Here is a 20,359-nt window from a genome sequence, read left to right as displayed (position 1 = left end):
GGCGGCCCTCAGCGTCCGGCCAGGAAGTCGCGGGTCTCGGTGAAGACCCGGTGGTACTCGGGGATCCACGAAAAGTGCTGGACGAAGCCGTGGCCAGCACCCTCGTACCGGCTCACCGTCGCCGTCACTCCGGCCTCGCGCAGACGGCGGCCGTACAGCTCGCCCTCGTCGCGCATGGGGTCGAACTCGGCCGTGACGACGAGCGCCGGCGGCAGTCCGCTCAGGTCCTCGCGCTTGATGGGAGACACCAGCGGGTCGGCCGGGTCGGCGCCGCTGTCGATGTAGAAGGCGTTGAACGGCTTGAGCCCTGCCGTCTCCAGGCCGTAGCCGACCGCGTTCTCGCGGAGCGAGGCGTAGCGCTCCTCGTCGAAGTCCAGGTCGAGGGAGGGGTAGTAGAGGATCTGGTGGGTGATCCGGTCGAAGCCCTCGTCGTACGAGCGGGCCGCGACGGCTGCGGCGAAGGTGCCTCCGGAGCTGTCGCCCGCGACGGCGAGGGTCGTGCCGTCCCAGCCCAGCGACTCCCCCTCGTCGGCGGCCCAACCGGTCACCGCGCAGCAGTCGTCGAGGCCCGCCGGGAAGGGGGACTCCGGTGCCCGGCGGAAGCCCACCGAGACGACCTTGAGGCCGGTCTCCTTGGCCAGCGAGCGTGCGATGTGGTCGTGGGTCTCCAGGCTGCCGAGGAAGAACGCTCCGCCGTGGAAGTAGACGAGCAGGCCGTGGCGTTCGGCGTCGGTGGGTGTGTAGACGCGTACCGGGATGTCACCGGTCGTGGTGTGTGCGGTGACATCCTCCACCGCGTGCAGCGGCAGCCGTTCCGCCACGGGTGGCACGTGGGACTCCTCGTCGGCGCGCATGGCCGCCGGGTCCAAGGGGCCCTCGGGCGCGGGCGGGAGGGCCGCCAGGAACTTCGCTATCTCGGGGTGCAGCGACATGGTGGTCACTCCTTCGTGGTGGCGGGCGTCGGCTGCTGGCCGGGGAAGACCTCGTCGATCTCGTCCTCGGCCCAGCCCTGCCGCGAGATGGCCTGCAGCTTGTCGGTGACCGGTTTGCGGGTGGCCTGGAACAGGGCCAGGGCCTCCGGCACGGAGTCCGCGCCGCGCAGGGCATCGGCGAGCGCCCCGGCGTCCTCGATGGCCGAGTTGGCACCCTGTCCCTGGTGGTGCAGCATCGAGTGCGCGGCGTCGCCGATGAGGACGACGGAGTCCGAGTGCCAGGTGTCGACCGGGTCGATGTCGTAGACGGCGCGGATGTTCACGGTGTCCATGTCGAGGCCGCGCGTGATGTCCACGAGGCGCTCGTCGAAGCCCTCGACCGTGCGCAGCAGGTCCTCCTTGGTGACCCGCGGCGTCCAGGTGCCGTCCGGGCACAGGGCGGTGATGTCGAAGGACACCTGGTCGCGGTGGCGCAGCGGCAGAAGATAGACCTTCGTGCCGCGGCCGATGTACATGCGCAGGTTGTCGTCGGTGACCATGCCGCGGGCGTCGGCCACCGGGATGACGGCGCGGTAGGCGTGCTCGCCGGAGAACACCGGGTCCTTGTCGCTGAACAGCCGTTGCCGGACCACCGACTTGATGCCGTCGGCGCCGACGACGAGGTCCGCCTCGGCGGTGGTGCCGTCGGCGAAGGTGAGGACGGAGCGGGGCCCCTTGTCCTCGATGCGCTCGAGCCGGTGGCCGAGGCGCACCATGCCCTCGGGCAGCGCGTCGAGCAGTGCCTCGATGAAGTCGCCGCGGTGGATGAGGTGGGTACGGGTCTGCGCGCTGTCGGCCGGCCAGGTCTCCTTCATGATGGGTTCGCCGGTGGGCGTGAGGATCTCGAAGTACTCGCTGGGCGAGCTGACGCGGTCGATCGCGTCGAAGATCCCCCACTCGCGGAACCGGTTCACGGTGACGGGGCGCAGACCGATGCCGGCGCCGACCTCGCGGGTCCGGCTCGCCTGCTCGTACACGGTGACGTCGGCGCCGAGCAGGCTCAGCGCCTTGGCCGCGGCGGCGCCGCCGTAGCCCGCCCCGACGACGGCGATCTTGAGTTCTTTCAGGTCCTGCATGGGGTGGGTCTCTCCTGCTTCTACTTCTGGAGGGTCAGGACGTCGGCTGGACGGCCAGGAAATCGGCCGGGTTGTCGACGAAGATCGTCCGGATGGCGACCTCGTCGAGTCCGGCGGCGCGCAGGTCCGGGATCAGCTCGTCGAACAGGTAGTTGACGGTGTGTCCCTTGACGCCGGGCCAGCCCAGCGGGGAGCAGTTGGCGTCGGCGGAGGCGAGGACCTGGCCGATGCGGCGGCCTCCGTCGACGAACCGCAGGAAGTGGTCCAGGCGTTCCTTGCGGGGGCGGGCCCAGAACGGCGGGTCGGGCAGCTCGGTCTCGTAGCCGAAGGTGTCGAAGCCGATGCGGCCGCCCTGCTCGGCGATCCAGGTGTCGCGGGTCTTGTCGGCGTTCACGCCGTCGTCGACGTGCCCGAACAGGACGCGCTTCAGCGGGAGTTGCTCTTCGTTGAAGATCGCTACGGCGTTCTCGGCGTCGATGGCGAGGTGGGTGAGGATCGGTGCGCCGGTGGCGAGCGCGGCGCGGGCGGCGGCGCGGTAGATGCGCTTGTCGAGATCGGTCATGCGGCCGCCGCGGCTCACACCGACCTTGATGACACCGGCGCGGCTGCCGGTGTCGCCGATGCCGACGGTGATCTCGTGCACGAACTGGTGTGCCAGGTAGTCGACTTCGGCGCGGGCGAAGTGCGGCAGGGCGGTGTCGCCGCCGACGAAGCCGGTGCAGGCGACGATGTGGACTCCGGTCTTCGCGGAGAGGGACTTGTAGTGGTCGACGTCGCGGCCGTTGCAGATGCCGGTGGCGTCGACGAAGGTGCCGCCGCCCAGTTCGTGGAAGCGGCGCAGCTTCGGGACGGTCTCCTCGTAGCGCCGCTCGGGGGCCTGCCACCACTGCGTGTCCAGTTCGGAGCCGGGCATGCCGTAGCCGATGTGTTCGTGGACGGCCACGAAGCCCAGCTCCTCGGCGGGGATCGGTCCCAGGACGGTGTTCACTCGCGACACAACGCTCACCTTCGAAAGGTCTTTTGACGGATGGTTGGGGGCGTGTCGGGCGTTCAGCGCACCGCGAGCAGCTCGCGCGGATTGGCCTCGAGGATGTGCCGTACGTCGCCGTCGTCGATGCCGTGCGCGCGCAGCAGCGGCACGAAGTCGGTCAGCAGATGGCTGTACGGCAGGTCGCCCGCGGGGTGCCCCTTGGCCACCCCGGTCGCGCCGACGGAGAGCAGGATCCGGTCGGTGTGTCCGGCGCGCACGAGGTCGGCGACCAGGGCGGCGCGCTCGGCGTCGGTCACGTGCTCGTCGTCCTCGGTGCCGACGTGGTCGAGGAGGACGTGGGCGCCGCGGGCGGCGATCTTCTCGGGTGCGCCTGCGGCGACGGCGTCCTTGCGGTCGAGGCCGCCGACGGCGACGCGGTCGGCCGGGAGCCGCTCGTCCAGGACGACGTCGAGTTCTGCCGCGGCGTCGGCGCCGTGCCGGAAGGAGACGGCGGTGCCGGTGGCGAGGGCGGCGCGGGCGGCGCCGCGCAGCAGGCTCTCGTCGGTGGCGGTCATGCCTGCGCGGGTGACGGCGGTGGTGACGAGGCCGGCCGGTCCGCGGCGCTCGACACGCGGGACGACCATGCCCTCGGTGACCTCCCGGGCGTAGAGGTCGGCGAACTTGTCGGCCGGCCAGGGTGTCGGCGGGTTGGTCTGCGGGGTGAGGAAGTAGCCGCCGAGCAGTTCCTCGGGGCCCTGGCCGGTCGTGGCGACGATGTGGACGCCGGTGGCGCGGGACAGGGACTCGTAGAGCCGCAGGTCGCGGCCGTGGAACATGCCGGTGCTGTCGACGAGGGTGCCGCCGCCGTGGGAGCGGAACTCGCGCAGCTTGGCGGCGAGTGTCTCGAAGATCTCGGCGCGGTCGAGGGTGACGTCGAAGGCGTGCTCGGCGCCCGGGAGCACCGAGAGCAGCGCCTCGTGGACGGAGACAACGCCCAGTTCGTCGGCCGGCACCGGTCCCAGGACGGTGTTCACGGTGGTGCTGTTCACGCTCATGCCTGCCTCACGTGTCCGGTGCGGGTGCGGTGGCGCGCCCCTGTGGATGCCGTCACGCTAGCGATTCGCTTTACAGCGCGTCAAGCAAACAAACGCGATGAAAAATAACTGGTCATGGCATTGCGCGACAGCCGGCCATGTGAGCAAAAAAGGCTCCTCCGAGGCCGTGGAGGGCCTCGGAGGAGCCTTTGACGAAGGTGGTGCCGGGTGCGTCAGGTACGTCAGGTCAGCAGGCGCACCCAGCTGGCGCTCAGCTCGTCGAGCAGTTGCTCTCGACTGAGCTTCCAGTCGGCGCTGCCCCAGTGCTGGGCGACGTAGTCCAGCTCGGCCATCGCCAGCACCCCCTTGAAGCGGCGCTGGTGGGGGGCGAAGCGGCCGGCCCGCGTCAGGCCGTCCTCGATGTCGCTGATGGCCTCTTCCATCCACCGGTCGACGAGGTCGCGCAGCTCCGGATCGACCGCGGCGGCGTCCCGGCCGACGCGGATGATCGGCCGGATCTCGGGCCAGCTGTCGGCGGTGCGCCGCAGCCACGCGCCGATTCCCTCCGCCGTGCCGTCGGCCACGGTGGCGACGAGGTCCTGGGCCGTGGAGCCGTGCTCCGGGGAACGGACGCGCTGGAGTGCCTCGTTGAGCCGCTCGTCGATGAGCGCCTTCATCAGGTCGGTCCGGGAGGGGAAGTACGCGTAGAACGTCACGCGGGTGGTGCCCGCGGCGGTCGCGATCTCGTCGACCTTGGTGGCGGCGTAGCCCTTCGTCGTGAACAGCTCGAGCCCGGACTCCAGCAGGAGGCGGCGCGTCATCTGCTTCTGCGCCTGTCGAAGGTTCGCCATGCCGGAAATCCTAACGTCACGCCACGCACCGGCCCTCCGGGACGTCCGCCGAGGTCAGTGGGCATGGACCGGCTCATCGCCCGGCGCGCGGTCCACCTGCAGGAAAAGCCCCCACCTCCGGCCCGAACCGGCGCTTGTACGCAGACGGTGTGATGCCGGTCGCGCGGCGCATCAGCGTGCGCAGATTGGCAGCGGTGCCAAGCCCGCTGCGTCGCGCGACCACCTCGAAACGGGACTCGCCTCGCTCGATCAATCGGCATGCCAGAGCCAGCCGTTCCCCTGTCAGCCACGCCAGCGGGGTCGTGCCCAGTTGCGCCTGGAAGCGGCGATGCAGCGTCGCCGGACTGACCGCCGCACGCGCCGCGAGGCCGGACACGGTGAGCGGTGAGTCCAGCCGTTCCTGGGCCCAGGCCAGGACAGGTGCCAAGGACTCGTCCGGCAGGTCGGGGACGGGGCGCTCCACGAACTGCCGCTGCCCGCCGTCCCGATGCGCCGCGAAGACCAGCCGCCGGCTCACCGAGTTGGCGACCTCCGCGCCGTAGTCGCGGCGGACCAGATGCAGCCCAAGATCGAGCGCAGCTGCACTGCCTGCTGCGGTGAGGATGTCACCGTCGTCCACGAACAGCACGTCTGTCTCGAGCTGGACAGAGGGGAAGCGGGTCCGGAAGGACTCCGACCATTGCCAGTGCGCGGTGGCCCGGCGCCCGTCGAGGACTCCGGCCTCGGCCAGCGTAAAGGCACCGCTGCAGAAGCCGACCAGACGCGCACCGCGGGCGTGTGCCCGGCGGACGGCATCGAGCACAGCGGGACGGCGGGGCACTTCGACGTCCGGGCGATTGGGGACGATCAAGGTGTCCGCCGCGTCCGCCGCTTCCAGGTCGGCGACTCCCGTGAGCGTGAAGAATCCGTCTCGCATCAGGGTGTGGGGCTCGGGAGAGCAGAGCCTGAAGTCGTAGAGATCACGGCCGATCTCCGGTCTGCGCAGACCGAAGACCTCGGTCGCGCAGCCGAGCTCGAAGGGGTTCGAGTTCTCGTCCACGATCACGACGACCCGGTGTACGCCCGCCGCGTGAGCTGCGTGCGAGGATTCTTTCGCCATATGCAATTCCTAGCACTCGCGGTGGTCGAGCGAAACGGCTCAGGATGAGCACATGAACAGCGAACCCATCTCCCTCAGCAAGGCGCTGGACTCCTTCGATGCCTTGTGGAGCCCCCGCATCGTCACGCGCGTCAACGATTACGACGTCCGCATCGCCAAGGTCGAGGGCGAACACATCTGGCACGTGCACGAAGACACCGACGAGTTCTTCCTGGTGCTCGACGGTGAGCTGCGGATCTCCCTGCGCGAGCCCGACGGGGAGCGCACGGTCCTGCTCCCACAGGGGGCGGTCTTCACCGTCCCCCGAGGCACAGAGCACAAGCCGTGCGCCCCCTCCGGCGCCGCGATCCTCATGTTTGAGCCCACCGGGACACCGACCGTGGGCGATCGCCATGACGAGGTCCCCGAGCACGTCGACTCAACGACCGGACACGCACTCAGCACCTGACCCGTCCCCCTGATGCCTTTACCCCGCCTGCACCCGGAGCGCATCATGATCTTTCGTGCCGCCGCGCGTGGCCGTCCGCGCCGCCTACGAAGGGTCGATGTCAGTGGATGGGCGAACCCCACAGATCGAGGCCGTGCTGTTCGACACCTTCGGCACGGTCGTCGACTGGCGGACTGGTGTCGCGTCCGCCGTCGACGACTTCGCCTCACGTCATCGCCTGACCCTCGACGGGACGGCGTTCGCCATGCGCTGGCGGGCGCTGTACCAGCCGGCGATGGAACCCGTACGCAACGGCGAGCGGGACTTCACGCCGCTCGACGTTCTCCACGCGGAGAACCTGCGGATCGTGCTCGCCGAGCACGGAGTCGACCCCGCCGCCTTCGACGAGATCGAGCTGACGTGGCTCAACGAGGCGTGGCATCGGCTGCCCGCCTGGCCGGATTCGGCGGCCGGCCTGGCACGACTCGCCCGCAGTGTCACGGTCGGAGCGCTGTCCAACGGTAATCTCGCGCTCCTCGCCCGCCTGGCCAAGCACGCGGGCCTCCCCTGGGACGTGATCGTCGCCTCTGACATCACCCGCGCGTACAAACCGCAGCGGCAGGCCTACGAGCGGGCGGCCTCGTTCCTGGGGCTGCGTCCCGAGCAGGTCATGCTCGCCGCGGCACACAACGAGGACCTGCGGGCCGCCCGGGACGCGGGCCTCCGGACCGCGTTCATCGCACGGCCGACCGAGTACGGGCCCACGCAGGCGAAGGACCTGGCGCCCGATGGGGACTGGGACTTGGTGGCGGGAGATCTGGTCCAGTTGGCGACGGTCGTCGGTGACCGGCTCTGGACCGCGGACCGGCACCTCGCGCCGCCTGCGGGGTGAACTCCCGTTCCCACGGCAACTGCACGGGGCTCGTAGGATGCCGGGGTGCCAAGACCGATACCGACCAGCCGTCGCGCGTGGATCGTCACGTGGGCGGTGCTGTGCGCCGCCGGGCTCGCCGCCACGTACGGGTTGAACACCTCCTCGGAGCCCGACCCGCGGCCCGAGAAGCCGGTCAGTGCCCAGTGCGCCGAGCTGATCGCCTCCATCGAGAAGCAGTTGGCGAAGAACGAGCGGGACGGCAAGAAGGATGGAGTGGTGGCGTTCTCGCGCATCCGGAATGCCAACGACGACGATTGCAGCGACGCGCTCCGCGACCACTTCGGCGGTGAGCGGTGACGCGTGCACTCCTCCTGCCTGGCGGCCGACACCCGGCCACTGGCCGAGGGCGAAGACCCGTGCGCGGGGAACTGAGCAACTCCCCCACTCTTACTGCGTGTTACCGCCTGCCCGCCGCGAGCGCCGTCTCGACCGCCTGCAACGCGGTCAGATCCGTCAGCGGATCACCCTCCACCACCAGGACGTCCGCGCTGTAGCCGGGAGTGAGTTGGCCGGTCGTCTCGTCGAGGCCAAGCGCGTGAGCGGCCTCCGTCGTCGCCATCGCGAGAACGCGGTCGTTGGGCAGGCCCAGGTGCTCGTAGAACGTGAGGGCGGCGGGCAGGCCGTCGAAACCGGCGCGCTGGACGCCCGCGTCGGTTCCCGCGATCAGCCGCGCCCCGGCCTCGGCCGTCCGACGGATCACGTCGAACATGGCCTCGGCGCGATCCGCGCCGAAGAACTTCGGCAGCATCCGCCAGTTCGGGCTGACCGTGGGGCAGACGTAGATGTTCTGCTGGACGATCTGGTCGAGCACGTCCTCGCGGACCTCGAATCCGTCGGCCGTCATCCACGTGCAGTGCTCGATGGTGTCGACGCCCGCCGCGACCGCCGCGGTGATGCCGTCCGCGCCGTGTGCGTGCGCGGCGACCGGCAGTCCGGCGCGGTGCGCCTCGTCGACGAGCGCCGCCAACTCCTCGCCGGAGAACTGCGACTCCCAGCTCGCGGCCCCACCCTTGGTGAGTCCGCCGCCGGTCGCCATCACCTTGATGACTCGGGCACCGGACTCGGCATTGCCCCGCACCAGCCGACGGACTTCGTCCGGCCCCGAGACCTCGCCGCCGAGGAACCAGCAGTGGCCACCGGGCGGAGTGACGGGGGTCGTCGCGGAGACGACCCGCGGCCCGACGGCCGAACCCTGCTCGATGTCCCGCGCGAGGCGCACGGCGAGGCCGTTGCGGTCGCCGAGGTCGCGGGCCGTCGTGACGCCGACGGCCAGTAGTTGCCGCGCCCGCGCCGCCATCGCCGCGAACAGCGCCTCGTCGTCCTGTTCCTGGAGCGTGGATACGGGGTCCGGTCCCGCGTCGAAGCAGAGGTGCACGTGGGCGTCGATCAGGCCCGGGAGGACCGTCCCGGCCGGGAAGTCGAGCCGAGGTTCGTCGGGCCGTGCCTGGGGCTCGACCTCCTCGCGCGGACCGACGGCGGCGAGGACGCCCTCGCGTACGAGCACCGCCCCGTCGGCGACAACGCGAAGATCAGGTCCGGTCAGGACACGCGCGGCGGTGATCAACATGAATCGCGGCTCTCTCTCGCATGCGAAGAACGTCAAGAACGTCAGCTGTCGCAACGCAGGACATCAGAAAGAGCGGGGAGTTCCTGGCTGTACGCGCCAACTCGCCCCCACTCCCTCCCACCGTGTCGTCGTCATCCCACCAGACAGCAGTCTCCGCACTTGCCGCCGTTCGGGGCCCGGTAGAAGAGACAGCAGCTGCGGCGGCGGAACGTCGGACCCGGGCCGATGATCCGACCCGTGTCCCGCAGCCTGCCCGTCTCCAGCAACTCCCGTGCCAGAAAGGTGACTTCTGTCTTCAAGTCCGGCCGGATCCGCAGCAATTGCGCCGCCGATCCGACGAGCGCCGAGGCCGAATTGCCGGCCAGCAGGCGCGGTGCCACCTTGATGGCGAGGCCGCTCTCGACCTGCTCCAGCACGTGGTCGACCTCCTCGTACACCGCGTCGGCCAGTGCCGGGAGCTCCGGCGCGCGGCATCCCTCCGGGCCCGGCAGGCGGAGGGCCGGCCCCTCCCCCGACCACTCCACCGCGCTCACGCTCGGCACGATCCCGTGGACGAGCGCGCAGGCGAGGACCGGTGACCAGAGGCGTGCCGCGAGGCCGAGGTGGGCGATGGAGGCGCCGATGCGGGGTTCGGCGGCGGTGTCGTAGTGGTCGTTGACGGCCCGGGCGCGTTCGGCGAGGCCTGCGTGGACGAGCCGCGCGCCCGCCGACCGTGCCGGCGTCGTGTCGAGGGCGAAGAAGCCGCCGAGTCGTGCCGCCACGTCACGCAGCGCCTCGGTGACCTGTTCCGACGGCACCGCGGTCATGAGATCGGGGCCCTGCGCGGCGGCTTGATGACGTAGAACTCCAGGATCTCGGGGCACGGTGCCACTCCCGGTCCGCCCGCCCGCACCCAGTCCGCGATGTCCTCGGTGGCGTCACGGTCGTTGACCAGGCCCAGCCACACCGGCCGCGCTCCGGCCGCCCGTCCGGCGGCGGAGGGCTGCACGACGATGACGTTGGCCTGTTCGCAGACGTCGAGGCACTCGGAGATCCGCAGCGGGGCGATCTCCCGCAACCGGGCCGTCTGCGCCGCGTGGTCGCCGCTGACCTTGACCGTGCCGCAGCAGCAGTCGCGGCACACGACCAGGCGGCACGGAACCGCCCGGCCCGCCGCGGGTGCCGGGGCGTCGGCGCGTCGTCGTCGGGACATGGAGCATCCTCCCTCTGGCCGGGGAGTTCCGCCCCGGATTGCTTCGAGGGGGCGACAGCGTGAGTCTCCTGGCTCTCGGGTCCGTGCTCGCCCCGGCCTTCCCGCCCTCACGGGGCAGTGGTCTTCCGGGATCCGCTCGCCGATCACAGTGGCGGTACCGCACCGGATTCACACCGGTTTCCTCGGGCCGCCGTCGCCCGTGTTCCCGGACATCATGCCATCCGGCCCCGCCCCTGATGTCGGCAACTCCGGCACTCCGGCACCAGGGGCGAGGGCGTTCAGCGGCCTACATCAGGCAACAGGCGCGTACGTCCGCTTGCCCCGCCTGTACGCGATCTCGCCGAGCACGATGTCGCAGAGCATGAACGCCGCGAGCGGCAGGCCGAGCAGCGGCACGAAGTAGCCGAGCACGGCGATCACCACCATCGCCGGCACCACGACGTACGGCGGCACCTGCTGCCAGGCACCGCGCGGAACCGGCCGCCCGAAGGCGGAACCGCGCCCGCGCTGCCACCACATCCGGTATCCCCACACGATGAGGAGCACCACCGCCAGGGCGAGGGCGGCGAGGGCGATCTGGTTGACGAGGCCGAACAGGTTGCCGGTGTGCAGGTCGATGCCCCAGCGGGACAGCTTGGCGAGCACCGGGTAGTCGGCGAACCGCACGACGTCCGTGACCTGCCCGCTCGCCGGGTCGACGGCTACGGCGTCCTGCTTCTCCGGCCAACTCCGCTGGATCTGCTGGACGACGTACGCCGAGGAGGGGTCGGCGGGCGGGACGATCTCCACGGGGTTCGAGAGGCCTTCGGCGCGGGCCGCCTCCAGCACCGCGTTCAGACCGACGCCGCCGTCGCCTGCCGGAGCACCCGATCCGCCCATGTCGTGCCCTGCGTGTTCACCACCGGAGGCAGGGGCGGCGGACGCGGAGACCGCCGGTGTGGTCTGGCCGAGCGCTTCGCGCAGGTCGGTGATGCTGGCACCCGCGTACGTCGACCAGGTCAGGCCCGTGGCGGACAGGAAGAAGAGTCCGAGCGCCGCCCAGACTCCCACCGATCCGTGCAGCGACAGGGTGCGCCTGCGGCCGGTCGTCCCTCGGATCGCGCGACGCGAGCGGCGGCGGGCGAACCAGAGGACGAGTCCGCCACCCGCGATCACCCACATCCAACTCGCGGCGAACTCGCTGTACAGGCGGCCCACTTGGCCCAGGTGGAGGTCGCGGTGGAGTTCGTCGATCCAGGTGCGCAGGGGCAGCGCGCCGGTCGATCCGTACTGTTCGAGGGCGCCGCGTACCTCGCCGTTGTACGGGTTCACGAACACCGCGAGCGTGTGGTCGGCGTCGACTCCCACGACACCGGAGAGCATGACGCGCGTCGTCGCCCCGGCCTCGGGCGACGGCCGCACGGCGCTGACGTCTCCTTCCGGATGGGCCTTGCGGGCGGCGGCGACCTGTTCGGCGATGGGCAGTTGGGCCTTGCCCACGGGGACGTTCAGCTCATGGGCGTAGACGATCTTCTCGGCCTGGAACGAGCCCGCGTAGAGCAGGCCCGTGACCGCGGCGACGAACAGGAACGGGGCAACGAACACCCCGGCGTAGAAGTGCAGTCGGAGCACCAGCGGGCGCAGTGACGCCCAGGCCGACCGGTCGGCGGGCGGCGCCTGCCGACTCTCTTCTGCGGGGCGGGAGTCAGAGGTGTCTGACGTCTCGGAGGTGATGGACAACGTGGTCCTCCAGTTTCGGGCAGCACGGAGTCCGGGCGCGGGCCCCGCCTTTCGGCGGCGGCCCTGGACACATCCGGATCCGGTGCGTTGCGAGGGAACTCGGCCGCGCGGGCCCGCTCCGGGCGTGCGCACGGCCGACGCCCGAGGGTGCGGCGCAGCCTCGGGTGAACCGGCTGTCGTCAGGCGACAGCGTTCCCTGCGGGTGGGCCTCTGGAGGTGATGGGGTCCGCGAGGAGCAGCTCGCGCGGCGTACGGGCGCGCCGGGTGCGGCGGGCGTGAATGCGCGGCCGGTGCGGCGGAGTCGGCAGGCGGAACGGGAGCGTCAGCGGCGCGACGATCCGGTCGGCGACGCACCGCGCGAGACGGAACGCGGCCTGCTCGCCGTACGCGAGCCACAGCCCGCTCAGCACGGCGGCCAGCAGGTGGGCCAGGAGCATGCCGGAGGGAGACATGCCGCCCATGTCATGACCGGCATGGCCCATTTCGTGCATGCCGCCCATCGCGTCGGGCGGCATCGCACCCATGGGCATGTCGCGCATGGGCATGTCGCCCATGGACCCCATCGATTCCATGGGCGTGCGGCACAACACGTGATCCAGCCACTGCCCGGCGACAGAACCGCCCGAAGCCGCCGGGTGCGCGACGACCTGCGCCCACGAGAAGAAGAGGTGCAGCCCGGCCTGCGCGACCACCGACAGGCCCACGACCGGCAGGACTCCCCGCTCGCGCCCTGCGGGCCCACACGCCGCTCCCCCAGTGGCCGCGAACCCGGCGGCCAGGGCCCACCACGGCACGGTGTCACCGGACATGAGCGTGTGCGCGAGCGCCGTGAGCAGCACGCAGACGGCCGCGAACATCGCGGCCCGTCCAGCGCGAGCGTTCCGGCGTGTGGTCATGGCCGACCCATCTTGGCATCCGCGCCCCTGTGATCACCGGCAGGTTCGCAACCCGGCGTGCGCACCGTGGAAGCCACGTAGGATCGCCGGGTCATCACCGCGACGGGTGACAGGAAGCCGGTGCGAATCCGGCACGGTCCCGCCACTGTGACCGGGCAGCGCGTGTCGACGCGGCCCGGGAGTCAGGTCACTGGCCCGTCGCGGGCTCATTCCGAGGAGCGCGGACTCCGTAGGAGGCTTCACGTGTACGACGGTCCGTACCGTCCCCATGACCTTCCCCTTCCCCGTGTGCGACGGCGGCGCTTCGCCGTGCGTGTCACGGCCGCCCTCGCCGCGCTGTCGGCGACGGTGCTCACCGCCGGCTGCGGCCCGTCCGGACCGGACGCCGCCGGCGCCGACAGCCGCCCGAAGGCGTCGACCGCCAAGGGCTTCCCCGTCACCATCGACAACTGCGGCGTCAAGACGACGTACAACAGGCCGCCCTCGCGCGTGGTGACCATCCATCAGCACCCTGCCGAACTCCTGCTCTCCCTCGGTCTGAAGGACCGCATGGTCGGCACGGCGTTCCCCGACTCCGCAGTCCTGCCGAGCCTGCGCAAGGACTACGCGTCGGTGCCGCAACTCGCCGCGAAGGCGCCCTCGTTCGAGAAGGTCCTCGAGACCGAACCCGACTTCGTCTACGGCGGGTACTCCAGCGCGTTCGACGAGAAGGAGGGCCGCTCGCGCAAGGCGTTCGCCGACGCCGGCATCGACACGTACCTCAACCGCGAGTACTGCGGCAAGAAGAACGTGACCATGCGGGACACCTACGCCGAGATACGCACCATCGGCAAGATCTTCGGTGTCCCCGACCGCGCCGACACCCTCGTCTCCGAGCTCCGCGGACGGGTCGCGAAGGCGAGCGCCGCCGTCCGGGGCAGGCCGGACGTCCCCGTGTTCGTGTACGACAGCGGGGACAAGTCGGCCTTCACCGCGGGCGGCAAGGGCCTCGGCACGCAGTTGATCCACCAGGCGGGCGGCCGCAATGTGTTCGCCGATCTGGACGACGTGTTCGGTGATGTCTCCTGGGAGCAGGTCGTCGACCGCAAGCCCGAGGTCATCGCGATCTACGACTACGCGGGCGACAAGAGCGTCGAGCAGAAGAAGCGGTACCTGCTCGCGCAGCCCGCGCTCGCCGACGTACCCGCCATCAAGCACAAGCGGTTCGTGGTGCTGCCGTTGACCGCGACGCTGGTCGGGGTCCGGTCGGCGTACGCGGTCGAGGGTCTTGCGCGCGGGCTGCACCCGGAGAGCTTCAAGTGACGGCGCCCGCGGTGGCCGGCAAGAGACCGGCCGGCGTGCGGGGGCGACACATCGGCCAGGGGGCGCGGCTCACCGCCACCCTGGTCGTGCTCGCCGCGCTGCTCCTCGTCTCGCTCACGGCCGGACTCGCCATCGGCTCGGTGCATGTGCCGCCCGGTCAGGTGTGGGGCATCGTGACGCACGCCCTGGGCGCCGACTGGTGGGGCGAAGCGGACTGGTCGCGGGCGCGGGAGACGATCGTGCTCGACGTGCGGGCGCCGCGTGTGCTGCTCGGGGCCATGACCGGCGCGGGTCTGGCGGTCGTCGGCACGGCCCTGCAGGCCCTGGTGCGCAATCCGCTCGCCGAGCCGTACCTCCTTGGTGTCTCGTCCGGTGCCTCGCTCGGCGCGGTCGCGGTCCTCGTGTTCGGGGTCGGTGTGGTCGGCGCGATGTCACTGTCGGCGGCGGCGTTCGCGGGCGCGCTCGGCGCCCTCGTCCTCGTCTACGCCACCGCGCGCACCGGCGGCCGCATCACGTCCGGCCGCCTGATCCTGTCGGGTGTGGCGGTCGCGTCGATCCTCAGCGCGCTGCTCAACCTGCTGCTGCTCACCACGGACCGCGGCAACGAGGCACGTACGGTCCTCGCCTGGACGCTGGGCGGTCTGGGCGGGGTGTCCTGGAACTCGCTGTGGCTGCCGGGACTCGGCCTGCTCATCGGGATCGGTGTCCTCATGGTGCAGGCGCCGAACCTGAACCTGCTGCTCGCGGGCGAGGAGGCCGCCACGACGATGGGCCTGGACGTGGCCCGCTTCCGCGCCCGGATGTTCGTGCTGGTCTCGCTGGTCACCGGTGTGCTGGTCGCGGCGGCCGGGCCGATCGGCTTCGTCGGCCTGATGCTGCCGCACATCGTGCGCCTGCTCGTCGGCGGCGACCACCGGCGGGTGCTGCCGACGGCCGCCCTGGGCGGTGCCGTGTTCCTCGTGTGGGCGGACATCGCGGCACGGACGGTCGCCGCGCCGATGGAGATCCCGGTCGGTGTGCTCACGGCGCTGTGCGGCGGCCCGTTCTTCCTGTGGCTGATGCGACGGGACGCCCGGCGTCGGAACGCGGGAGGTGTCGGATGACGACGCCCTCGGACCTCCAGGTCGAGAGCCTCACGCTCACGGCGGGCGCACGCCGCCTGGTCGACGACGTCTCGCTGACCGCCCGACCGGGCGAGACCATCGGCCTCGTCGGCCCCAACGGCAGCGGCAAGTCCACGCTGCTGCGCGCCGTGTACCGGGTGCTGCGCCCGAACGCGGGGACGGTGCGCGTGGACGGCGCCGACGCGTGGTCGCTGCCGGTGCGCCGGCTGGCCCGCACGGTGGCCGCCGTCGTGCAGGACGCGGGGGCCGATGTGGAACTGACGGTGGCCGAGGTCGTCGCGATGGGCCGCGCCCCGCACAAGCGCCTGCTGGCGGGCGACACGGCGGAGGACGCGGCCCTGATCGAGGCGTCACTGACCTCCGTCGATGCCGCCGACCTCGCCGACCGGCCCTTCGCCCACCTCTCCGGCGGCGAACGCCAACGCGTCCTCATCGCCCGCGCCCTGGCCCAGCAACCGTCCCTCCTCGTCCTCGACGAACCCACCAACCACCTCGACATCAGGCACCAGTTGGAGATCCTGTCGGCCCTGCGCCGCCTGCCCGCAACGGTCCTGGTGGCCCTCCACGACCTCAACCTGGCTGCCCACTACTGCGACCGCCTGTACGTCCTGCGGGGAGGTTCGGTCGTCGCATCGGGCCCACCGCACGAGGTGCTCACCCCGCGGCTCCTGGCCGAGGTCTACGAGGTGCACGCCGAGGTCGCCGTCCACCCGCGCACGCGGCGACCGCAGGTGACGTATCTGCCGGAGGAGGAGGGGAGCTTCCCCTAGCTTCCGACGGTTTCCGATCGGGCGGCCCGTGCGATGCGGGAATCCGGGTGGCTGCCGGTGGCGTTGGATCAATGGCCGGCAGCACACCCCCTGCTTCCTCCGGGAGACACCTCATGTCCGAGCCCACGTCAGAGTCAGCGATCGACGCCCTCGTGTTCGACGTTCTGGGCACGCTCGTCGACGAACCCGCCGGGATCCGGGCCGAGATCCGCCAACTCGCCCGGGACAGCGATGAGTCCACCGTCGAGAAGCACCTCGCACTGTGGCAGCAACACGTCGAGCGCGAGCAGCAGCGCGTACTCGACGGTGGCCGGGCCCCCGCGGCCAGCGATGTCATCGACCTGGAGGCCGCACGGCTCGTCGCCGATGCCGCCGGGGTCCGGGAGCCGGCCGCGGTGGCGGAGCTGGCCCGGGCGGGGCGCAGGCTTCCGCCCTGGCCGGACACGGTGGCGGGGCTGGCCCGGCTCTCCGAGCGGTACCCGTTGATCGGGCTGTCCAACGCGAGCCGTACGGCGCTCCTCGGCCTCAACGCCCACGCCGGACTCCGCTGGCACCAGGCTCTGTCCGCCGAGGACGCCCGGACGTACAAGCCGGATCCGGCGGTGTACCGGCTGGCCGTCGACGTGTCCGGTCGGCCGCCGGAGCGGCTGCTGATGGTCGCCGCGCACGCCTGGGACCTGCGCGCGGCGCAGGCTCTGGGGCTGCGTACCGCCTACGTCGCCCGACCTGTCGGCGACCCACCCGTCGCCTCCGACCGGTTCGACTTCCACGCCGCCGATCTGGCGGACCTCGCGGCGCAGATCGGGGCGTGACGGGAAGGCTCGTCTCAGGCGTCCGGCAAGAAGCTCGCGATCTCCGCCGCCACGGCGTCGGGGACGAGCGACGGGGCGAAGTGCATCTGCCCGGGGAACGTCGTGTACGTGACCTTGGGCAGCGCGACCGCGAGACGGTCGAGGGTCGTCGGCATCGGGTCCCAGGTGTCGGCGCCCCGCATCAGCAGGGTCGGGACGGTGACATCGGCCCAGCGCTGGATGTCCGCCGAGTCGGCGATCAGCGCTTCGAGGTCGCCGCACCAGCCCCGCGCTTCCTCGGGATCGCTCTCGCCGGGCTCCGCGGGCTCCGCGGGCTCCATCAGGTCCAGGAGCGCCGCCGGGACACGGGCCACCTTCTCCGCCAGCAGCCGGTCGGCCCGCCGCTGGTCCCCCTTCGCGGTCAGTTCCCGGAACTCCGCCAGTACGGGGGCCAGTTCGGCGCCCACCGCGTACAGCGGCGGCTCCCACAGCACCAGCGAACGCACGGGCAGACCGGCCAGCGCCGCGTGCAGGGCGACGTTCGCACCGTAGGACATGCCGGCCAGATGCACGGGGCGGCCGATCGTGGCGATGAGTGCCGCGACATCCGCCACCTCGTCGGCGAAGCGCTTGGGCGAGCGGGCCGGCCCGCTCGGGGAGTAGCCGCGACGCGCGGGCGTCCACACCTCGTAGCGATCGGCGAGGAGTTCGGCCACCGGCTGCCAGGAGTGCAGCCCGCCGCCGGAGCCGTGGACCATGACGACCGGCGGGCCCGAGCCGCCCCTCCGGTAGGCGATGGCCCTCCCGTCGGCGGACTCGACCGATGTGACAGGCCCGAAGACGGACTCGGGTGACTCGAACTCGCTCGGCATGGCAGGACCCTCGCACGGGGTGTCAGGCACGGTCCACCCAGTTTTGCTGCGCGCCCGGTGGTGTCAGTGGTTCGGGTCGGGGATCGTCTCGGGTCGGTACTTCGGTAGATGCCGGACGGGAACGATCGCCAGCGCGCTCACCCCTGCCAACACCAGCAGCCCGATCTTCAGGGCCCGCAGCCGGGCATCGGACGTGATCCGCACCGCCTCGTCCACCTGCGCGGGGGTCGCGCTGGTGGCGGCGAGTTCGTCGCGCAGATCGGCGTTGCTGACGAAGCCGACGTCGCTGAGCCCGGCCTCCTCGCGCAGCGGCTCCGGCAGGGAGGAACCGGTCAGAGCGGTGCCGACCACCATGCCGAGCACACCCACCAGCATCGCGCCGGCCAGGGCCGTGCCCACGGCGGAGGCAAGGTTCTGCGTCGTACCGCGCAGCGAGCCGACGTCGCCGGCGAGTGTCTTCGGGGAGTTGGTGACCAGGACGTTGAACAGCAGTGTCACCAGGGCGCCCTGGCCGATACCGAACACGATGAGGCCGACGACGGTCGGCACTGTCTCCCAGTTGTTGGTGACTACGAAGGCCAGCCAGACCGCCGCCACGGTGGTCAGCGCGAACGAGGTGCGTGCGATGCCGCGCGAGGAGAAGCGGTCGTAGAAGCGCACCACCAGCAGGGCGGAGACGAAGACCGTGAGGTTGAACGGGATCATCGCCAGGGAAGTGGTGAAGGGGCTGCGGCCCTGCACGATCTGGATGTACAGCGGGACGGTGAAGTTCAGGGCCGCTTCGAGCGCGACGACGATGAACAGGGCGTAGACGGCGGAGCGTTCGCTCCTCGACCCGATCACGGTGAGGCTGATCAGCGGGGTCCCGCCCGTGCGCGTCTGTCTGCGGGTCCATACGAAGAACAGCTGCCCGAGGATGATCCCGAGGACGAGCAGCGCCAGGGCCGGTGAGAGGCCGAGGAGTGAGAACGGCGCTTCGGGCTCGGCCACGAGCGCGCCCCAGTCGTTGAAGTTGTTGAAGCCCATCGTCAGGCACACGATCGCGCCGCCGATGAACAGGGCTCCCACGGCGTCGATCCTGACCGAGCGGTCGGCCGAGTCCGAGCGCAGCGTGAAGCTCAGCGCGAAGACGAGCGCGGCCAGCGCGGTGAGGATCATCCACACCGGGCGCCATCCGACGTACGTGCCCAGCAGTCCGCCGACCAGGAAGGCGGTGATGCCGGACGCGGCACGCGCCGACCCCAACGAGCCCACGGCCGCGGCCTGCTGGGCACCGCGGTAGTTCTCCGCGATCAGGGCGACCAGGGCCGGGACGATGATGGCCGCGGACGCCCCGGCAAGGCCCTGGGCCGCGATCATGAACCACACGTTCGGGGCGAGGAACATCATCACCATCGCGGCGGCGAAGACGAGTACGACGATGCGGAACACCAGCACCCAGCCGAACTTCTGGCCGAGCTTCGCGCCGGTCATCACCAGGGCCGCGACGACCAGCCCGTACATGACGATGCCCGTGCTCACCCGTGTCGGGGGTGCGTCGAAGGAGTCGACCATGCCGCCCAGCGACACGGGCAGGGCCGCGACGTTGAAGGACATGAGCACCTGGGCGAGGGCGATGGCGAACATCGGGGCCCACGAGGCGCGTTGCTCCTCCTGAGGCTCGGCCGTGGTCGAGGAGGCCATGTTTCAGGGTTCCGTTCTTGTGCGCGGCGCGGAGGCGAACAGATTCATGCCGAGGGCACCGGACAGGAAGTGGGTGGCGCGCTGGCCACGGATGCTGTTGCCGGCCACGTCCAGACGTGGCGAGAAGGCCGCGAGCCCGGCCTTCCCCGGGGAGACGGTCAGGATGCCGCCGGAGACTCCGCTCTTGCCCGGCATGCCGATCTCGTAGAGCCAGTCGCCGGTGCGCTCGTACAGGCCGGCCGTGGCGAGGGCGGCGAGGGTGTCCCGGCACACCGCGGCGTCGACGACCTGGTGGCCGGTCAGCGGGTTGACGCCGCCGTCGGCCAGGGTGGCGCCCATGACGGCCAGGTCACGGGTGGTGACCTCGAGCGAGCACTGCCGGGTGTAGAGGTCGGTGGTCGCGACGGGGTCGGCGGCGAGCCGGTCGTAGCTGTAGAGCAGCCGGGCGATCGATTCGTTGCGCTGGTTGGCGGCCGCCTCGGAGGCGTACACCCGCTCGTCCACCGCGAGCTCCCGGCCCGCGAACCGGGACAGCCCGTGCTGGATGAACGCCCATCGTTCCTGCGCGTCGCTGCCCGGAACGAGGCTGGTGGTGGCGAGCGCGCCGGCATTGACCATGGGGTTCATCGGGCTGCCGTGGTGCAGTTCGATGGCGAGGACCGAGTTGAACGGCAGGCCGGTGTTGTTCACCCCGACGCGGCGGCGGACGGTGTCGTGGCCGAGGGCCTGGTCCACCAGCGCGAACACGAAGGCCTTCGAGATCGACTGGATGGAGAAGCGGTGCCCGGCCGCCCCGACGCTGTGCACGCTGCCACCGATGTCCGCGACGGCCAGGCCGAACAGCCCCGGATCCGCCTGCGCGAGCACGGGGATGTAGTCGGCGACCGTTCCGGCGTCGTCGCCGTGGAATCTCTCGTACGCCGTGGTGAGGGCCGCCTCGATGTCCTCGGCCGCCGGCGGTGTGCCCGTGGAGACCGCCGCCGTCTCGTGCGCTGCGGAGACCGCGTCGCGAGCATCGTGGATCACTCGCTCCATCAACAGCCCCCCATATCCGCGGCAGAATCGGCCCACTCGGCCCGGC

At 71.2% G+C, this 20,359-nt stretch carries 21 protein-coding genes and 2 riboswitches; of the genes, 7 read left to right on the top strand and 14 right to left on the bottom strand.

Annotated features, from left to right (window positions below; translation table 11 throughout):
• Window positions 1–8: 8 nt before the first annotated feature.
• The 6 genes from ACZ7L4_RS03265 to ACZ7L4_RS03240 form a co-directional block, all read right to left on the bottom strand.
• On the bottom strand, window positions 9–932 hold the full coding sequence (locus tag ACZ7L4_RS03265; protein WP_472099253.1) for an alpha/beta hydrolase: 924 nt from the start codon (window positions 930–932) through the stop codon (window positions 9–11).
• A 5-nt stretch (window positions 933–937) separates the two neighbouring features.
• A complete protein-coding gene (locus ACZ7L4_RS03260) occupies window positions 938–2,047 on the bottom strand; it encodes an FAD-dependent oxidoreductase (RefSeq protein WP_472099252.1) in 1,110 nt (369 codons plus the stop codon).
• A gap of 34 nt (window positions 2,048–2,081) precedes the next feature.
• Window positions 2,082–3,044, bottom strand: coding sequence for a phosphotriesterase family protein (locus ACZ7L4_RS03255; protein ID WP_472099251.1), 963 nt, complete (start codon window positions 3,042–3,044; stop codon window positions 2,082–2,084).
• Between the two features lie 53 nt (window positions 3,045–3,097).
• Window positions 3,098–4,072: a phosphotriesterase family protein gene (locus ACZ7L4_RS03250; RefSeq protein ID WP_472099249.1), complete on the bottom strand. Its 975-nt coding sequence runs from the start codon at window positions 4,070–4,072 to the stop codon at window positions 3,098–3,100.
• Window positions 4,073–4,293: 221 nt separating this feature from the next.
• Window positions 4,294–4,902, bottom strand: coding sequence for a TetR/AcrR family transcriptional regulator (locus ACZ7L4_RS03245; RefSeq protein WP_472099247.1), 609 nt, complete (start codon window positions 4,900–4,902; stop codon window positions 4,294–4,296).
• 73 nt (window positions 4,903–4,975) lie between these two features.
• Window positions 4,976–6,001 carry a GlxA family transcriptional regulator gene (locus tag ACZ7L4_RS03240; RefSeq protein WP_472099246.1) on the bottom strand — a complete coding sequence of 342 codons (1,026 nt, stop codon included), beginning with the start codon at window positions 5,999–6,001 and terminating at the stop codon, window positions 4,976–4,978.
• Between the two features lie 52 nt (window positions 6,002–6,053).
• Between ACZ7L4_RS03240 and ACZ7L4_RS03235 the strand changes: the two genes are divergently transcribed.
• The 3 genes from ACZ7L4_RS03235 (at window position 6,054) to ACZ7L4_RS03225 (ending at window position 7,659) form a co-directional block, all read left to right on the top strand.
• A complete protein-coding gene (locus tag ACZ7L4_RS03235) occupies window positions 6,054–6,449 on the top strand; it encodes a cupin domain-containing protein (protein WP_472099245.1) in 396 nt (131 codons plus the stop codon).
• 97 nt (window positions 6,450–6,546) lie between these two features.
• The gene (locus ACZ7L4_RS03230; RefSeq protein ID WP_472099243.1) at window positions 6,547–7,320 is read left to right on the top strand and encodes a haloacid dehalogenase type II; all 774 of its coding nucleotides are present in this window, start codon (window positions 6,547–6,549) and stop codon (window positions 7,318–7,320) included.
• 45 nt (window positions 7,321–7,365) lie between these two features.
• Complete coding sequence (locus ACZ7L4_RS03225) at window positions 7,366–7,659, top strand: hypothetical protein (protein ID WP_472099241.1); 294 nt, start codon at window positions 7,366–7,368, stop codon at window positions 7,657–7,659.
• 100 nt (window positions 7,660–7,759) lie between these two features.
• Here the strand turns inward: ACZ7L4_RS03225 and ACZ7L4_RS03220 are convergent, their stop codons facing one another.
• From ACZ7L4_RS03220 to ACZ7L4_RS03200, 5 genes are all read right to left on the bottom strand, one after another.
• The gene (locus ACZ7L4_RS03220) at window positions 7,760–8,929 is read right to left on the bottom strand and encodes an amidohydrolase family protein (RefSeq protein ID WP_472099240.1); all 1,170 of its coding nucleotides are present in this window, start codon (window positions 8,927–8,929) and stop codon (window positions 7,760–7,762) included.
• Between the two features lie 131 nt (window positions 8,930–9,060).
• Complete coding sequence (locus ACZ7L4_RS03215; RefSeq protein WP_472099238.1) at window positions 9,061–9,735, bottom strand: (2Fe-2S)-binding protein; 675 nt, start codon at window positions 9,733–9,735, stop codon at window positions 9,061–9,063.
• Window positions 9,732–10,121, bottom strand: a complete 390-nt coding sequence (locus tag ACZ7L4_RS03210) for a (2Fe-2S) ferredoxin domain-containing protein (RefSeq protein WP_472099236.1) — start codon at window positions 10,119–10,121, stop codon at window positions 9,732–9,734. Before ACZ7L4_RS03210 ends, ACZ7L4_RS03215 begins: the two co-directional genes overlap by 4 nt.
• Before the next feature lie 61 nt (window positions 10,122–10,182).
• Window positions 10,183–10,305: riboswitch (cobalamin riboswitch) on the bottom strand.
• A gap of 107 nt (window positions 10,306–10,412) precedes the next feature.
• On the bottom strand, window positions 10,413–11,840 hold the full coding sequence (locus tag ACZ7L4_RS03205) for a PepSY-associated TM helix domain-containing protein (RefSeq protein ID WP_472099234.1): 1,428 nt from the start codon (window positions 11,838–11,840) through the stop codon (window positions 10,413–10,415).
• A gap of 179 nt (window positions 11,841–12,019) precedes the next feature.
• Window positions 12,020–12,736 (bottom strand): hypothetical protein, encoded by a 717-nt coding sequence (locus tag ACZ7L4_RS03200; protein ID WP_472099232.1) that lies wholly within the window; start codon window positions 12,734–12,736, stop codon window positions 12,020–12,022.
• Between the two features lie 87 nt (window positions 12,737–12,823).
• A riboswitch (cobalamin riboswitch) is annotated at window positions 12,824–12,949 on the top strand.
• 30 nt (window positions 12,950–12,979) lie between these two features.
• Here ACZ7L4_RS03200 and ACZ7L4_RS03195 point away from each other — a divergent pair.
• The 4 genes from ACZ7L4_RS03195 (at window position 12,980) to ACZ7L4_RS03180 (ending at window position 16,744) form a co-directional block, all read left to right on the top strand.
• Window positions 12,980–14,038 carry an ABC transporter substrate-binding protein gene (locus ACZ7L4_RS03195; protein ID WP_472099230.1) on the top strand — a complete coding sequence of 353 codons (1,059 nt, stop codon included), beginning with the start codon at window positions 12,980–12,982 and terminating at the stop codon, window positions 14,036–14,038.
• Between the two features lie 35 nt (window positions 14,039–14,073).
• Window positions 14,074–15,141 carry a FecCD family ABC transporter permease gene (locus tag ACZ7L4_RS03190; RefSeq protein WP_472100374.1) on the top strand — a complete coding sequence of 356 codons (1,068 nt, stop codon included), beginning with the start codon at window positions 14,074–14,076 and terminating at the stop codon, window positions 15,139–15,141.
• Complete coding sequence (locus tag ACZ7L4_RS03185) at window positions 15,138–15,932, top strand: ABC transporter ATP-binding protein (RefSeq protein ID WP_472099229.1); 795 nt, start codon at window positions 15,138–15,140, stop codon at window positions 15,930–15,932. The genes ACZ7L4_RS03190 and ACZ7L4_RS03185 overlap by 4 nt, the downstream gene beginning before the upstream one ends.
• A gap of 113 nt (window positions 15,933–16,045) precedes the next feature.
• Window positions 16,046–16,744 carry a haloacid dehalogenase type II gene (locus ACZ7L4_RS03180; protein WP_472099228.1) on the top strand — a complete coding sequence of 233 codons (699 nt, stop codon included), beginning with the start codon at window positions 16,046–16,048 and terminating at the stop codon, window positions 16,742–16,744.
• 14 nt (window positions 16,745–16,758) lie between these two features.
• On the opposite strand, the gene ACZ7L4_RS03175 is transcribed toward ACZ7L4_RS03180, so the two are convergent.
• The 3 genes from ACZ7L4_RS03175 to glsA all read right to left on the bottom strand — a co-directional run bounded on the left by ACZ7L4_RS03175 (window position 16,759) and on the right by glsA (window position 20,313).
• Entirely contained in the window at window positions 16,759–17,595 is an 837-nt protein-coding gene (locus tag ACZ7L4_RS03175) for an alpha/beta fold hydrolase (RefSeq protein WP_472099226.1), read from the bottom strand.
• A gap of 63 nt (window positions 17,596–17,658) precedes the next feature.
• Window positions 17,659–19,278, bottom strand: coding sequence for an MFS transporter (locus tag ACZ7L4_RS03170; RefSeq protein ID WP_472099224.1), 1,620 nt, complete (start codon window positions 19,276–19,278; stop codon window positions 17,659–17,661).
• A 3-nt stretch (window positions 19,279–19,281) separates the two neighbouring features.
• The gene (gene glsA, locus ACZ7L4_RS03165; protein WP_472099222.1) at window positions 19,282–20,313 is read right to left on the bottom strand and encodes a glutaminase A; all 1,032 of its coding nucleotides are present in this window, start codon (window positions 20,311–20,313) and stop codon (window positions 19,282–19,284) included.
• Between the last annotated feature and the right edge of the window lie 46 nt (window positions 20,314–20,359).

The organism is Streptomyces sp. NPDC107575 (assembly GCF_055657265.1).
Note: the sequence above shows the minus strand (reverse complement) of the source record. Positions and strands in the feature narration are given on the sequence as shown.

Bases quoted from the DNA above. Each gene is read 5' to 3' on its own strand.
- ACZ7L4_RS03200 (WP_472099232.1), bottom strand. From the start codon at position 12,736: ATGACCACACGCCGGAACGCTCGCGCTGGACGGGCCGCGATGTTCGCG.
- ACZ7L4_RS03235 (WP_472099245.1), top strand. From the start codon at position 6,054: ATGAACAGCGAACCCATCTCCCTCAGCAAGGCGCTGGACTCCTTCGAT.
- ACZ7L4_RS03220 (WP_472099240.1), bottom strand. From the start codon at position 8,929: ATGTTGATCACCGCCGCGCGTGTCCTGACCGGACCTGATCTTCGCGTT.
- ACZ7L4_RS03260 (WP_472099252.1), bottom strand. From the start codon at position 2,047: ATGCAGGACCTGAAAGAACTCAAGATCGCCGTCGTCGGGGCGGGCTAC.
- ACZ7L4_RS03215 (WP_472099238.1), bottom strand. From the start codon at position 9,735: ATGACCGCGGTGCCGTCGGAACAGGTCACCGAGGCGCTGCGTGACGTG.
- ACZ7L4_RS03265 (WP_472099253.1), bottom strand. From the start codon at position 932: ATGTCGCTGCACCCCGAGATAGCGAAGTTCCTGGCGGCCCTCCCGCCC.
- ACZ7L4_RS03250 (WP_472099249.1), bottom strand. From the start codon at position 4,072: ATGAGCGTGAACAGCACCACCGTGAACACCGTCCTGGGACCGGTGCCG.
- ACZ7L4_RS03230 (WP_472099243.1), top strand. From the start codon at position 6,547: ATGTCAGTGGATGGGCGAACCCCACAGATCGAGGCCGTGCTGTTCGAC.
- ACZ7L4_RS03245 (WP_472099247.1), bottom strand. From the start codon at position 4,902: ATGGCGAACCTTCGACAGGCGCAGAAGCAGATGACGCGCCGCCTCCTG.
- ACZ7L4_RS03185 (WP_472099229.1), top strand. From the start codon at position 15,138: ATGACGACGCCCTCGGACCTCCAGGTCGAGAGCCTCACGCTCACGGCG.
- ACZ7L4_RS03170 (WP_472099224.1), bottom strand. From the start codon at position 19,278: ATGGCCTCCTCGACCACGGCCGAGCCTCAGGAGGAGCAACGCGCCTCG.
- ACZ7L4_RS03240 (WP_472099246.1), bottom strand. From the start codon at position 6,001: ATGGCGAAAGAATCCTCGCACGCAGCTCACGCGGCGGGCGTACACCGG.
- ACZ7L4_RS03175 (WP_472099226.1), bottom strand. From the start codon at position 17,595: ATGCCGAGCGAGTTCGAGTCACCCGAGTCCGTCTTCGGGCCTGTCACA.
- ACZ7L4_RS03180 (WP_472099228.1), top strand. From the start codon at position 16,046: ATGTCCGAGCCCACGTCAGAGTCAGCGATCGACGCCCTCGTGTTCGAC.
- glsA (WP_472099222.1), bottom strand. From the start codon at position 20,313: ATGGAGCGAGTGATCCACGATGCTCGCGACGCGGTCTCCGCAGCGCAC.
- ACZ7L4_RS03210 (WP_472099236.1), bottom strand. From the start codon at position 10,121: ATGTCCCGACGACGACGCGCCGACGCCCCGGCACCCGCGGCGGGCCGG.